Here is a 14,634-nt window from a genome sequence, read left to right on the forward strand (position 1 = left end):
TAGACGTATAGCAAGTATGGAAGAACTAAAGACAGAACTCGCGGCCTGGGAATGGAGCAGGAATAAAGAAAGAACAAATATAAACTGGCTATTTAATGTTGAATCAGCTCGTAAAAAACTTGAGAGAGCTTATGGTGCCCTCAACTAGTCAGAACTTGTGTGATGAAGTACTAGGTACTATTAATATACCCATTGCATTAAATTAAGACACGGTTATGGCGTAGGAAAATTGCGTTATAACAAGGCAAAAATTATGACAAAAGAGTTCAGTCTTCAATATAAAAAGACAATAGAGCATTACATAAGCCAAGGTGTAGATATCTTCAATGAAAAAGCTTTCAATAATTTTACAAAAATAGCCCTCCATTCCGAACATAAGAAAGTACAAGCTCAATTTAGAGTTATGAATCAATTCGGCGCAAATACTTTATATAGTGGAAATGGTTTGACCAAAGTAGATATTAACTCACCATGGGGTGAAAAAATAAACAGCAAATACGGAGTAGTCGAAACTTTTACTTTCGAAAGAGATCCTCTCACCATAAATGATCTCAATGATTCAGTCACTATTATCCCCTTAAAGCCAATCCATTAAGAGATTTATATGGAATTACTAAACCCTTTCAATTTATCAAAAAAATATGAACAAGTTTTCATATCTCAAAACATAGGATTTGAAAACGAAGAATTTTTTTTATTAAAAGATTCTAATCAAATAATATTTCTTGTAATTGCACCTCCAAATTTTGGTCACCCTGATATCCCTAATTATTATGTTTATCAACTCGAAATCCCTTTAAAAGCCATTTCCTGGCTTATTGATAGTATTGAGAATAAATTTTGGAAGAGCGCAAAAGAAGGCGGCTTACCTTCAGGGCAATATAAACTAAAAGAAGTTGTTGTAAACGAGACATTAGCTCTTTACCGAGAAATGAATGTCGGAGCAAAAAATCAAAAAGGATTTCGATTAGCTAATTTTTCTAGGCCGAGCCGGAAATTTGATGATAACTTCCAGGAGTTTTTTATTACCGATGCTTTACTTATCGATGGCGGTTTGCTTGATAAGCTTAAATTAATACAAATTTGAGTCGGCAACATGGATGTTGGCAATATAACAAAACTAATACAGAGAAATTCCGTTAGTTAAACAGTTTATTCAAAGGAGCAGACTATTGTGCAGTTGAAACCTTTAATTTTGAGAGAAAACTGATCAACTTAGAGCAATTTGGGAATGCAATAGACATTACTCCTATTATTCAACCAATTAAAAGCGGAATTTAACATGACCAAACAATTTTTGCCTCCCCTTATTGAAATCAAAGATCCGGAAGTGCCACCAAAAGATATCAGACTTTTAGTGAGAATTGAGGATGAGCTGAATTATCCTGGTGACTTTGAATCCTTTTTTATTCAAAGCAATCACCTTTCAATTGTTTCGCACCGAATTGTTAAACGTAAAAATAAACCTAATTTTCTATCAACTAGACAATTTGATGCACCACTTTCAATTTTACCTTGGTTCGTTAATAAGTTTGAGTTTTTTACTAAAATGCCTCACGAAGGTGGGTTACCCCATGGAAAAATAAGCACTGACGATTTAGTTGAAGGTGAAGATATCGGCCTTACACGTTTAATGGGGAGGTTAAATGCTAGAGGCGATCAAGGTTATAGTTTATATAACTATCCTCGCAAAGATTTTGATGGCTCGGGCTATCAATCATTAATTATTTCAGATAGCTACCTATTTCAAGGCGGTTTTTTTGAAACATGGAAAGAGCTTGCCAATAAATACGAAAACGGCACTTTATAACAAAACAACAATGCTAAGGACAGCACATGACACCCAACTCACAAATACCACAGCAACTAGGTCAATACCTCTATCAACAAATTAACGGTGACTGGTCGAAAGCAATGTTAGTTTTAGATTGCCAGCACGATGAGGTCATTACATGCCAGGCTTTTTATGAAAAAGAGGCCGATGAAACTCAGCACCCTATTGCCGTTTCTGACCATATTATTGATTTATTTAAAACACTGTTTGATTCTGCAATACAAAATCAACCAGAAAATTGGCAACGTGCGATTTTTAATATCACTCGGCAGGGAAAATTCAGCATAGCGCTTGATAAAGAAAACAATGATGAAAATTAATAATCACTATTTTTAAAACCACAATACACACAATAATTAAAAATCATTATTTAATAACATTAATGAAACTATAATTTGAACCTTATTAGGATACATACTAAAATATCTCAAATTTTATTATTGATGATAAATATGAAAGTCACGGAAGACGAATAATAGCTACCCACCTCTATTGTTATTCCTTGATTATTCATAAGTTTTCAAACTATAAGCGATTTCGTTTATTGTGAACTATTAAATGGAGTATTTATGAAAAAGTTAAGCGCATTATTTGCATTATTGGTTTTAGCCGGCTGTTCATCAAACTATGATGTTGAGCCCCAACCAGAGCCTATTGCAGAAGTAACACCTGAAGTGGTTGTAGATGAATCGGTAATTTCATTAACAGTGGTCACAACACCTGATGATGCGCGTGTTCGTATTATGAATATTAAACCTGTTTATGAAGATGGTATCGAACTTAATGAAGGTAAGTACGACATTGAAGTAACAAAACCTGGTTACTTAACTTACCGCAAATGGGTTGTTGTTGATAAGAAAACGATTCTAACGATTGAGCTTGATAGTATTGAATCAATTCAAGCTGCACAATAAGTCGTTTTCACGAAAAAGGAAAGCAGCGGCTTTCCTTTTTTGATCTTCTTTTAAATTAACTGCAAATAATACAGTGACGACAGTGCACTGCCATTAACAATAATTGTTAGCCAAAGTACGGCAATAAAACTGCGTTTTTTAGATTTGTGCCTTAACCATTGCTGTGCAATTAATGAACCTGGCCAGCCGCCGATTAATCCTAAAATATGCAGTGTACGCTCAGGTACTCTTATCACATGCTCGCCATGTTGCATCGCTAAACGTTTATCCCAGCCATATACCAAAAAGCTTATTAAGCTCGCTACGCTGTAAGTGCCTGCAATAAAGTAGGTAATATTAAGTTGCCACGATACCAGCCATAGCAGTGCTAGAAACAACAATGAAAATGTAATTAATGTTTTCTTAATCAACGAATTATCACCTATACTGTGCAAAACAAATTAATTTTATCGGGGCGCTATTATGGCATACCTAAAATCACTTTTACTATCAATCTGCCTATGTTCACTTTCTGCTATAGCAGCAGAGCAACAACTTGATGACAAGCTAAAAGTGTTTGAGCCTTACTTAGGCACGTGGCAGTCAGACTTTAATGTCGCAGCAGGTAAACCTGCGGTGCAAGATGTGAGTACCTGGCAACGCGCGCTCAATGGCACGGCGATTAAAACCATTCACTCTATCAATGAAGGTGAATATGGTGGTGAGTCGATGATTTTTTGGGACAATAAAAAGCAGTCTTTGGTGTTTTATTACTTCACTACGGCAGGTTTTTATACCCAAGGCACTATGAATGTACTTAGCCCTACTCAATTTGTTGCTTATGAAAATGTAACGGGTAATAAAGAAGGGATCACTAAGGTCAAATCGACAAGCGAGTTTAAAAACAACAGCTTTGTAGTGTCGACCTCTTACCTTAAAAAAGGTCAATGGACAAAACCCGATACCCGAACTTACACCCGCAGCGAAAAAACAGTTAAGTTTAAATAAAAGCTTTAAAAAAGGGTAAGGCGTTTATCACCTTACCCTTATATATTAATGTCTAAAGTCTGCCATTAATGCCGGAATACCTGGCAACATACCCACCATTGCCATCACGCTTGTTAAAATAACAAACATTACTAATGGAATGATCCAGCGGCTCATTGGGGTTAGTTCAGAGCTTCGCTCTTTACAACCAATTAAGCCCAGATTGTCGAGCAACATAGTTAATGACCAGCCAAATGCAGGATTCACTAAAGTCGATGAAAACACCACAATAGCAGCCGATTGCGTAGTTTTACCTTCGCGGGTCATTTCCATACCCGCTTCTAGAAGCGGGATAAACACACCAACTATTAGCGCGACGCATAACACAGGTTGCCAAATAGCTAAATCCATTGGGTAACCCCAAATACTGGCAATAATACAAAATAATGCCGTTAACACCGCTCCGGCAGGAATTGGGCGTTTAGCGATGGCTGCTGGCACGATGTAGGTTCCCCATGAAGAGGTAAAGTTAGAGCCGCCTAACAAAGAACCAAACGTTTGGCGGATTGAAGCACTGAACATGGTATCGTCAATGTTCATTTGTACTTTTTCTGTGCGTTCTGGGTAACTAATTTTTTGGAATACTTGATGCCCTAAAAAGTCAGGTGACCACATGGCAACCGCAAGCACCGCAAATGGCAATACCACCACAAAGCTCTCTAGGGTTGGTAAACCCAGCATCCAACCGGTATTTTCACCCCACCAATACATTGGGTTCATATTTGGTAAACCCGGTGCGGTCTTAAACTCAAACGGCGCTCCCAGTAAAAATGCAATTAAACCGCCAAGTAAACAGCTTAATGGCACGGCTAACCAACGTTTTTTGTAGTGCTCAAGTAATGCATACAACACGATAGTCGACAAAATCACAATGAAAGCAATATGAGTCATATCAATACCTTCAGCCCATGCAAATAGCTTTTTAACCTGCGAAATCGTGCCAATAAAACCAAGGTAAAGCAGTAAACCGCCACACACGCCTCGGCTGGTTAACCCCGCCAGTAAACTCCCGCCTTTACTAAGCGCGAGTAATAGGCCAAACGCTCCTATCAGTAAACCGAAGGCCATTGGGTGACCACCCGCAGCAACTACAATCGGGATCAAAGGAATAAGCGGCCCATGCGTACCCGCTAAGTTTGCTGTTGGTAAAAAGAAGCCTGAAAATAATAAAATGAAGATCGATACAATTAACAGCTCATAGCGCACATTTTCTAGAATAAAGCCTTCACCTAAGCCCAGTGGCGCTGCAAACGTTGCAGCAATTGCACCCACCATAACCACCTTACCTATAGTCCCTGCCATGGCAGGGATAGAGTCTTCTAATTCAAACCGATAATCACGAAATGGTAAGTTAGGACGCCAGCGCTTAGGCTGCATAATTTGTAATTCGTGTTCAAGGTATTCGTCACGACTCGAAAATTCACTGCTGGGTTTATGAAGAGCTTGATAGCTTTGCTGGTCGGTATGAGTATCCGATCCTTGTTCAGCAGGCGTTGTTGACGCTGATTGCTGCCTCGTATTCATGAGTTCTCCTACTGCCTATCTTGAAAAATTGTGTGAGTTTTTATTATGCAGTTAGGGTAAAGCAGCCAGATACAAAACACGATTAGGCAAATGGTCGGGTATGAATTTATAAAATAGGTGTTTTTAATAAGTTGAGAGACTCATAAAATACACTCAAACAATTGATAATTAATGATTTATTTATATTTAGTGCTTTTAAAGAGTAAGCAAAAGATTGTTTTTTAAGCACATTAACTATTAGTCTAATAAATTGTATGAATAGCAAACAGCTAGAGAAAAACTACTTTTAAATTAATCGAATTTGCCTAATTCCTAACTACTAATATACTAATTTATTAGTAGTTTGATTAATACTAACTCGCCAGTCGGTGGCTTTCTCACATAAGCGCATAAAGGGATGTATGAACACACAGCTCAAGCCTTGGCAATTTAATATCATTGTTTGCTCTGTTTATCTGCTGTTTGGCTTGTTTACCATGCAAGTGTTAAAAACACTAGCAGTATGGCCTCCAGCAGGAGTCGCATTGGCAGGCTTGATGTTATTTGGTCGTAAAGCCTGGTTGGGCGTTGCATCAGGCACCTGTTTAGTTGTGTTTTTTTACTTTTACCTAAGCGGCTTGAATCCATTCACGTTTAAACACATAGCAATAAATGCCGCGACAACCACAGGCAATACTCTCGCAGCTTTAACGGCATTTTGGCTAATTAACCGAAAACTTAAACAACACACGCTGCTAACGAGCGTCACCAGTTTAGCCAGAGTGTTTATTGTTGCTTGCATTGCGATTGGCGTGATTTCTGCACTTTTCGGTGTGGGCATATACTCACTAGTTGGTATTGAGTGGTTTAATGGCTTGTATGTAGGCATATTAAATTGGAGTATTAGCAATGCCTTAGCAGCAATTGTGTTCACCCCTGCCCTTTACTTTTTATGGCGAAATTGGCCTCATACGGTCACCCCTAGTGAATTTTCTAAACTTCTGTTGCTTACTTTTACCGTGGTTTTGTTGTGTTATTTTATTTTTGGCCCCGCATACACAACCATGACATTGCCATTTTTACAGCCTGCATTACTGCTGTTTCCACTGCTTTATGCCGCTACGCGGTTATCACCAACCGCCACCAGCTGCATGAATATGTTAGTATTTTTTGCAGCTTGGGTCGGAAGTAATCAAGGCTGGGGGTATTTTTATTATCATCATCCTAAAACAGCAGAAGTGACCATGCAGTTTTTCTTTTTATTTACTCTTTCAGCGGTATTACTCATTCAAGCCGTGTTTATTCAACGCAAGAAAGAACAACAAAAGCTGACCACCATGCTCGAACAAAAAGTAGAAGAACGAACCTATGAGCTAGAACGTGCTAAGCATGAAGCATTAGCCTTATCTGTGACAGATCATTTAACACAACTTTATAATCGTCGCGGCTTCTTCGAAAAGGTTAATCAGCAGTTTGCAAAATATCATGACGCGCAATGTACCTGCTCTCTTTTACTGCTAGATTTAGACCAATTTAAAGCTATAAACGATAAATTTGGCCACGCTACTGGCGATGAAGTAATACGAACCACAGCGCATAAACTCATCCAACATAGCAAAGCATCAGATATTGCAGGGCGCATTGGTGGAGAAGAATTTGTCTTATTTTTACCTATGGCAAATAACCACACAGCCTTTGCAATCGCAGAAAAGATCAGAGCCGATATCGAACAGCAAGACATCATCGCCGACAACAAACACGTTAAATTCACCGTGAGTATTGGCGTAAGCACCTTACAAGCAAGCGATCAGCATATAGAATCGATGTTAAAACGCGCCGATAAAGCATTGTATCAAGCCAAAAACCAAGGCCGTAATCAAGCGCAGTGTAGTTAGAATGAGTTTCGAGTTGCTAGTTACGAGAGTAAAGTTACGAGAGTAAAGTTACGAGAGACGAGAGACGAGGTACGAGAGACGAGGTACGAGATGCGAGGGGCGAGATGCGAGGTGCGAGGTGCGAGATGCGAGATGCGAGATGCGAGATGCGAGATGCGAGAGACGAGGTACGAGAGACGAGGTACGAGAAACGAGATGCGAGATGCGAGCCTAAGATTCCTTGCACTATACGACTAGTAATTAATTAACGGCTCTGATAAAAATACAATGGATATGGAAGAAAACGAGCTATAAGCCCGTTAAGTTTAATGGAATTACTATCCTTGTGAGGTTCAAATGGAAATTGAAGTAAACAGACCAAAACAATATCATGATAAAATTAGAGATTACACTTTATGGGCCGACTCTAAAAAAATCGGCAAAGTCAAACCCAACTCTTTAGCCAACTACACAATACCTGATGACGCTGAATTTATCTGGTTCTCCATTGATTGGTGCTCTAGCCCTAAACTTTCTGTCAAAGATATTCAATCAAATAAAGTAACTGTTTCAAACACTATGAGCAGGAACTTACTATCGGGTCTATTTTTACCCATTTATTACGTTACTTTTGGTAAAAATAAATATCTAACAATTACGAGCGATGTATAACCATCCTTAATCGATTTTCAGATCCGATTACTTCACCGCATAACGATATTTTTACCCTTTGTCGCGGCATAAAGCCGCTGCTACCTTGTAGGCGTCACGCTTGCTTGGCGCGCGAAACGAAGTATTAGATACGAGTAACGAGATGCGAGCATGTAGCAGCGATTTTACATCGCGTTTTTCTCGAACCTCGTATCTCGTATCTCGCAACTAGCGCCTAGCTCCTAGCTCCTAGCGCCTAGTTCCTTAAAACTATTTCGTCTTCAACTTATTCAACTCATCATCCTGTTGAGCAACGAGTGCATTGAGGGTTTGGCTACCATCTCCGGCTTGGGTAGATAGCTCAGCTAGTTGCGATGCGGCATCTGAAATTAACGTCAGGTTGCGGTTTATCTCTTCTGTGACTGAGCTTTGCTCTTCTGCAGCCGTTGCAATGTGGGTAATTTGCTGCGTGATTTCGTCCACTTTGACGACAACTTCGTGTAATGCATCAAATGCAACGGAGGTTTCATCTACCGCGGTTTGTGCACGCACAACACCTTGTTCAATTACTTTAGAAGCGTTACCTACTTCCAGCTGTAAACTGTCGATTAGGCCACTGATGTCATCGGTTGATGAACGTGTTTTTGAAGCAAGTGCCCTTACTTCATCAGCCACCACCGCAAAGCCACGGCCTTGTTCACCGGCCCTTGCCGCTTCAATTGCCGCATTCAGTGCAAGTAAGTTAGTTTGCTCTGCAATTGTTCTGATCACATCTAAAATTTGTGTAATGTCGTTACTACGTGCCGCAACTTTTTCAACTGCTTGATTGGCCTCTTTGATTTCATCCGACATGGTTTTAACTTGGGTAACCGCAGACGACAAGCTCGATTCACTGCTCACCACAAGGCTGTTTATTTCATCAGCTTGCTGTGCTGACTGCTCTGAGGCTCTTGCTACTTCGAGTGCTGTTGCGCTCATTTCATTCATGGCGGTCACAACACTCTCAATTTCTTGGAACTGCGCTTGAACGTTGTGCTTAGTATCAACAGCAACACTGGTCGCTAAGTGAGCCTGCTCTTTGGTTTGCGTTGATACATTTTTAAGCTCACCAATTAAATCTCGTAATTTAGCAAGAAATGCATTAAAGCCAGTTGCCAATGCGATTAGCTCAGCGTGAGTATCAACATGCAGGGTTTGAGTTAAGTCACCTTCGGCACTGGCAAGGTTATCAACGCGCTGTTGAATTTGCTGTAGTGGTGCCACAATTGTGCGGATCAATAAGGTCATGATTACAAAGGCGGCACCAGCAATAATAATACCTGTAACCAAGATTAAGCCACCTAGTGTATTGGCATTTTCGCTCATGCTATTTGCTAGCGCATGAGGCCCTTCAAGGGCAAGCTCAGCGGGTACTTCAATCAATAAGTTCCACTGTGTTTTCGCAAGCTTAATGCTAATTGGGTAGTTAACTAAATACTCATCACCAACTTTAAATACACCACTTTGTTTTTTCGCTTTTACGTAATTGTCTAAAATGCTTTTAGTCACCGCCTCTTTTAACGGTCTGCCTAGCTTATCTTTGTAATGGCTACTACCAACCACTAAATCGAGTGAACTTAGCAAGGTAACGCGGGCTTTACCGTTATATAGCTCTTTTGAGAGCTTTTCGGTCATGCTTTGAAATACAGGCAATGTTAAATCAACCCCAGCAACACCAATAAATTCGTTATCACGAAGAATGGGCACAGTTAGAGAGGTCATCATTTCAGAATAACCTGGGGTGATTTCGTATAGGTAGGGTTCCATAATGCAGGGCACTTTGGTGTCTTTTACACACAAGTACCACTCAGCTTCCCGCTGGCCAAATTCATTGAGCGTATCCACATATTTTTCAGCTACATCGTCAACCACTTGTTGCTCAATTACGCCGTCTCGGTTGCGCGTGAAATAAATTTCTAGTGTGCCAACGCCTGCTACAGAATGATCATACCCGCTGATAAAATTAGCATCACGGCCATCAAACGCATTTGCTTCAAATTGCGAGTAGATAGATGAAAGAATATCATTTTTTTGTAATAGAGAGCGATTCAACTCAACCACAGCATCGCGGGTTAAGGTAGCTGCCGCATCGTTGTCACCTAAGATAGCGGCAAATGAATAAGGCACTCGGTACGCTTCATTAATAAACCCAGCAACTTGTTCACCATATGCGGCGGCATTTGAAGCGAGCTTATCCTCCACCTCTGCAACAATCAGCTTTTCTGATTGCGCAGCTAACTGCTGGTTGCTGCTTGACAGCTGCCACCATAAAACACTTGATAAAACAAACACAGTAATAAAAATACTGCCTACCGTAAGCCATAATAACTTTTTCGCTAATGCTAACTGCCGCATCGACATTTCCTGTTTTTATTGTAGGTTTGCTAATAGTTTAGACCATTTGCATGACTACATAGGGACAATTAGAAAAAAAGTATGAAGTTTTACTGTGATTGAGCCGCTTTGTTAAGTTAGCCCAAGTTTTGCTGCCATTCGGTGGGTGACATACCAAACCATAACTTAAAGCGACGACTAAAAATCGACAACTCCGCATAGCCTAAACGCAGTGCTAAATCGGTCATATTGATGTGCTTTTGTTGTAATAGCCGCATTGCCTCTGACTTTCTAACTTCGTCCAATAATTGCCGATAACTGGTGTTATGCTCAGTTAATATGCGTTGTAGCTTTTTGGGGTGTAACCCTACACTTTTGGCGGTATTTTCTTTATTACACTCACCGGTTGCTAGCAACATTTTCATCGCACTTTCTATTTGCAGCATTTCATCGGGGAGTTTATTAAGGCGTTGCAGCTCAAGTTGGTCGGCTATTAAGGTGTCTAAAATGGCATCATTGAGCTGGGGTTTATAGGATAAAAATGCGCTTGAAAAGTAAATCGCATCCACGTCACTGTTAAACTCAACCTCACAATTAAGTACTTTATTAAATAAGGGCCGCTGTTTCACTGCGACAAATTGCCGTAAGCACACTTTATCGGCCCGCCATTTCGGGCCAACTAATTCTTTTAATATTTTATTGACCAAACACACTGCCAACTGAGACTTTTGCTCAAACTCGTGTTTTTCGTCAGACAGTCGGACAAAACGTACCTCACAACTTGTTTGCCCAAGCAGAGCAAGGTTTAGCACAATGCCTTCGGCATGCAGGTATATGTATTTTTGGGCAACATTAAGGGCATCAAGAATCGTAGGTTGGCGCGACATGTAAGCACCAATCAAGCCTACCGTACTCATACTTTGTGATGCGCCAAGCTTTAAGCCAAAACATGGCTCATCACACGCTTGAGCAGCAAGCTCAAGTAATTCAAGGTAATGAGCGTAAACAACAAAGCTGTCTGGGTCGCGTAACTGTGCGGGTAAAATACCTGCTTTCTCCAACAAAGTAATTGGATTTACACCATATTGCCTCACTAAATTCTCAAACCCAGCTAAACTAGAAGAGCGAATTAAACTTTCCACGCAGTGTGCCTTTTGTCCTAAAGAGTCATTTCAGTGTCCTAAAAAGTCAAATCAACTGCAAGTGATTTATTTATGCTAGAACAAACTCTGACAAACAGAACATACAGATGAACATTGCCACTAAACCAGTAAGCATCGATAGCATTTTAATGGCCGACTTAGTCGCGCAGCGCAGCCATGCCAAAGCAGCAGGTATTGAAAACTACCAGCAAAGACGTGAACACTTACTTGCGTTAAAAGCCATGATCACTGAGAACCAAGCACGTATTATCGAGGCCATTAATCAAGACTATGGTAATCGCTCTCGCCATGAAACCTTACTTGCCGAAATCATTAATGCCTGTGCAGATATCAATAGCACGTTAAAGCACCTTAAAAAGTGGATGAAAGTGCAAAAGCGACATGTTGATCACCGTATGTATTTAGGGGCAAAGAGCCGAGTTATTCCCCAGCCTTTAGGTGTTGTAGGGTTAATTGTGCCGTGGAATTTCCCGATAAATTTAGCCTTTAGTCAATTAGCCGCAGCATTTTCAGCAGGTAATAAGGCGATGGTTAAAATGTCTGAAGACTCTCGGCATTTAAGTGCGCTTTTAAGCGAGCTAGTGGGCAATTATTTTAAGCCCGAAAAGCTGCAATTTTACTGTGAGACTGGTGAAGTAGGCATCGCCTTTTCAAAGCTTCCCTTTGATCATCTTATGTTCACAGGCTCAGGTGAAACCGGCAAAAAAGTGATGGCTGCAGCGGCGCAAAACCTAACGCCTGTAACCCTTGAGTTAGGAGGTAAATCTCCTGCTGTGATTGCTACTGATTACCCGATGCAAAAAGCTGTCGAGCGCATCATGTATGTAAAGCAAATGAACGCAGGGCAAATTTGTACCAATGTTGATTATGTATTTGTGCATCAGTCTCAACTTGCGCTGTTTATCGATACAGCAACTCGCTGGGCGAAGAAACATGTGCCAGATATACATAGCCAAGATTACACAGCCATTATTGATGACCGCGCATTTAAACGCCTTACAAACTGTATTGAAGAAGCCAAACAACTTGGCGCTGACGTTATTACGCTTAGCGACCAAGTGGCAGATGCCAACACGCGAAAACTGCCACTGACATTAATTTTAAACAGCAATGACAGTATGAGCATTGATACCCGCGAGACATTTGGACCTATTTTAATGGTAAAAACCTATCAAGACTCGCAGCAGGTCGTTGATTATATTGCAGGGCGAGATAGGCCTTTAGCGTTTTATCCGTTTAGCTACAACAAACAGCTTATTAACTTTTATATTGAGCAGGTGATGTCGGGGGGTGTAAGCGTTAACGATGCCCTGTTTCATGTCGGTCAGCACGACTTACCTTTTGGTGGCGTAGGTGCCAGTGGTATGGGGCATTACCATGGCTATGAAGGCTTTTTAACCTTTTCAAAATTACGTCCGGTGTTTTATCAAGCCAAGTTTTCAAGCGTGAAATTTTTAATGCCGCCTTACGGCAGGTTTGCCGATAAGCTTTTAGCCTTTTTGAGTAAATTAAATTCATAACAATAAACACCAACAGGTGATAATAATGCAGCAACACACATTTGATTTTGACCAAATTATTATAGGCTCTGGATTTGGCGGCTCTGTGAGTGCGCTTCGCCTAAGCGAAAAAGGCAACCGAGTTTTAGTACTCGAAAAAGGCCTACGCCGCGACGATAAAGAATTTCCAAAAACCAACCTAGATATCAAAAATTATATGTGGCAGCCAGAAATTGGCCTAAAAGGCTGCATTCAATTTTCGTTTACCAGCAAAGTCACTGTGCTGCATGGTGTGGGTGTTGGCGGTGGCTCACAAATTTATGCCAATGTGCACCTTATTCCTGATGATGAAGTATTTCAATCTCCAGCGTGGACACGCATAAAATCAGACTGGAAAGAAAGCCTAATGCCCTACTATGGCCTTGCACAGCGCATGTTAGGCAGTGCCAAAAATACCTATACCAATGTTGCCGATCACACACTAAAAGAGATTGCAGAGCAGATGGGCCAAGGTGACTCATTTAAAACCGTGAACACTGGGGTGCTTTTTGCAAAACCCGGCGAAGCCTATAACAAAGAGCTACCCGATCCATACTTTAATGGCGATGGTCCGAGGCGAAATACCTGCCATTACTGTGGTAGCTGCATGATTGGTTGTCGCCATAATGCCAAAAACACCTTAATGAAAAACTATCTGTACTTTGCCGAGCGCAATGGCGTAGAGATAAGACCCAGCTCTGAAGTAATCAAAATCACCCCGCTCAATGCAGATGGCAGCGCCGGATACAAAATTAAGATTAAAGATACCAGTCATCGCAACAGCCATATTTATACGCTAACAACACGTGGCGTTGTGCTAAGCGCAGGGGTCATGGGCACCGTGCCTTTGCTTTTAAAAATGCGCGATAAAGACAAAACATTGCCCAATATTTCAGCTTGGCTAGGTCAGCAAATTCGCACTAATTCAGAAACCCTCACCACCGCGAACAACACTACTAAAAAAGTTGATGATGGTGTTGCGATCAGCTCATTTATTTCGGTCGACAAAGACACCAATATTGAAATTTGCCGGTTTAGAGAAGGCGCCGATGGCACATGGCTATATTTACCTTACGTTCCCATGGTGACTGGAAAAGGCCTCAAGCGTATTGCTAAGTTTTTAGTGAATACACTGCGCCATCCAATAAAAACAGCCAAAGTCTTGCGACCAAAAGGAAAAGCCCGCAGCTCAATTCTCTTTTTGGTGATGCAAAAATCCGAGGCGTTTATTCACCTAGAATGGCGACGTAAATGGTATCGCTTATTTAAAAACGGCATTACTGCGGTGCAAAAAGACAATGACACGCCGCTTAGTGTTAGTTTTCCAAAAGCAGAAGAAGCAACCAAACTCTACGCCGAAAAACTCGGTGGCGTGCCGGGCTCAGCCTTATCTGAAGTGCTATTTGGAGCACCGATGACGGCGCATATAATGAGTGGAGTCGCCATGGGAACTGATGCCTCTAACGGCGTAGTTGATAGCTCTGGAGAAGTGTTCGGCTATCAAAACCTACGAGTTATTGACGGCTCAATCATACCGGGTAATTTAGGGGTAAACCCATCTTTAACCATTACCGCATTGTCTGAATATGCAATGAGCCAAATACCGGTATTCGATGCAGCCCGAGCAAGCAAGATAAAGCCAATACAATTTAGTGAACCACGCGAAGGCCTAGTATCAGCGCTTACTGGTTCAGGTGATTTAGCAAAATCGATTGCTGAAAAACAAAAAAGCCGTGCATAAAGCACGGCCTATTTTGA

Annotated in this window: 14 protein-coding genes; 10 read left to right on the forward strand and 4 right to left on the reverse strand. The window is 40.9% G+C overall.

Annotated elements, in window-relative coordinates; all coding sequences use genetic code 11:
• Positions 1-253 precede the first annotated feature (253 nt).
• The 5 genes from HUS61_RS14010 (at position 254) to HUS61_RS14030 (ending at position 2,748) form a co-directional block, all read left to right on the forward strand.
• Positions 254-595 (forward strand): hypothetical protein, encoded by a 342-nt coding sequence (locus HUS61_RS14010; RefSeq protein WP_175082845.1) that lies wholly within the window; start codon positions 254-256, stop codon positions 593-595.
• A gap of 9 nt (positions 596-604) precedes the next feature.
• A complete protein-coding gene (locus HUS61_RS14015; protein ID WP_175082846.1) occupies positions 605-1,087 on the forward strand; it encodes a hypothetical protein in 483 nt (160 codons plus the stop codon).
• 195 nt (positions 1,088-1,282) lie between these two features.
• Positions 1,283-1,810 (forward strand): hypothetical protein, encoded by a 528-nt coding sequence (locus tag HUS61_RS14020; RefSeq protein WP_175082847.1) that lies wholly within the window; start codon positions 1,283-1,285, stop codon positions 1,808-1,810.
• Positions 1,811-1,836: 26 nt separating this feature from the next.
• A complete protein-coding gene (locus HUS61_RS14025; RefSeq protein ID WP_175082848.1) occupies positions 1,837-2,154 on the forward strand; it encodes a DUF600 domain-containing protein in 318 nt (105 codons plus the stop codon).
• Positions 2,155-2,403: 249 nt separating this feature from the next.
• The gene (locus tag HUS61_RS14030; RefSeq protein WP_175082849.1) at positions 2,404-2,748 is read left to right on the forward strand and encodes a hypothetical protein; all 345 of its coding nucleotides are present in this window, start codon (positions 2,404-2,406) and stop codon (positions 2,746-2,748) included.
• A gap of 50 nt (positions 2,749-2,798) precedes the next feature.
• Here the strand turns inward: HUS61_RS14030 and HUS61_RS14035 are convergent, their stop codons facing one another.
• Positions 2,799-3,158, reverse strand: a complete 360-nt coding sequence (locus HUS61_RS14035; RefSeq protein WP_063704408.1) for a DUF1294 domain-containing protein — start codon at positions 3,156-3,158, stop codon at positions 2,799-2,801.
• A gap of 52 nt (positions 3,159-3,210) precedes the next feature.
• On the opposite strand from HUS61_RS14035, the gene HUS61_RS14040 reads away from it, so the two are divergent.
• Positions 3,211-3,735: a hypothetical protein gene (locus HUS61_RS14040; protein ID WP_175082850.1), complete on the forward strand. Its 525-nt coding sequence runs from the start codon at positions 3,211-3,213 to the stop codon at positions 3,733-3,735.
• 45 nt (positions 3,736-3,780) lie between these two features.
• On the opposite strand, the gene HUS61_RS14045 is transcribed toward HUS61_RS14040, so the two are convergent.
• Positions 3,781-5,298: a DUF3360 family protein gene (locus HUS61_RS14045; protein ID WP_175078770.1), complete on the reverse strand. Its 1,518-nt coding sequence runs from the start codon at positions 5,296-5,298 to the stop codon at positions 3,781-3,783.
• 401 nt (positions 5,299-5,699) lie between these two features.
• Between HUS61_RS14045 and HUS61_RS14050 the strand changes: the two genes are divergently transcribed.
• Entirely contained in the window at positions 5,700-7,172 is a 1,473-nt protein-coding gene (locus HUS61_RS14050) for a diguanylate cyclase (protein ID WP_175082851.1), read from the forward strand.
• Positions 7,173-7,508: 336 nt separating this feature from the next.
• Positions 7,509-7,823: a hypothetical protein gene (locus tag HUS61_RS14055; RefSeq protein ID WP_062565816.1), complete on the forward strand. Its 315-nt coding sequence runs from the start codon at positions 7,509-7,511 to the stop codon at positions 7,821-7,823.
• A 249-nt stretch (positions 7,824-8,072) separates the two neighbouring features.
• Here HUS61_RS14055 and HUS61_RS14060 read toward each other — a convergent pair whose 3' ends face one another.
• The gene (locus HUS61_RS14060) at positions 8,073-10,196 is read right to left on the reverse strand and encodes a methyl-accepting chemotaxis protein (RefSeq protein ID WP_175082852.1); all 2,124 of its coding nucleotides are present in this window, start codon (positions 10,194-10,196) and stop codon (positions 8,073-8,075) included.
• Positions 10,197-10,312: 116 nt separating this feature from the next.
• A complete protein-coding gene (locus HUS61_RS21815; protein WP_062565818.1) occupies positions 10,313-11,317 on the reverse strand; it encodes an AraC family transcriptional regulator in 1,005 nt (334 codons plus the stop codon).
• A gap of 107 nt (positions 11,318-11,424) precedes the next feature.
• On the opposite strand from HUS61_RS21815, the gene HUS61_RS14070 reads away from it, so the two are divergent.
• Together HUS61_RS14070 and HUS61_RS14075 are read left to right on the forward strand one after the other, a co-directional pair.
• Complete coding sequence (locus HUS61_RS14070; RefSeq protein WP_175082853.1) at positions 11,425-12,858, forward strand: coniferyl aldehyde dehydrogenase; 1,434 nt, start codon at positions 11,425-11,427, stop codon at positions 12,856-12,858.
• Between the two features lie 25 nt (positions 12,859-12,883).
• Positions 12,884-14,617, forward strand: a complete 1,734-nt coding sequence (locus HUS61_RS14075) for a GMC family oxidoreductase (RefSeq protein ID WP_175082854.1) — start codon at positions 12,884-12,886, stop codon at positions 14,615-14,617.
• The last annotated feature ends 17 nt before the right edge of the window (positions 14,618-14,634 follow it).

Source organism: Pseudoalteromonas sp. 0802 (assembly GCF_013350085.1).
Taxonomy (GTDB): Bacteria; Pseudomonadota; Gammaproteobacteria; order Enterobacterales; family Alteromonadaceae; genus Pseudoalteromonas.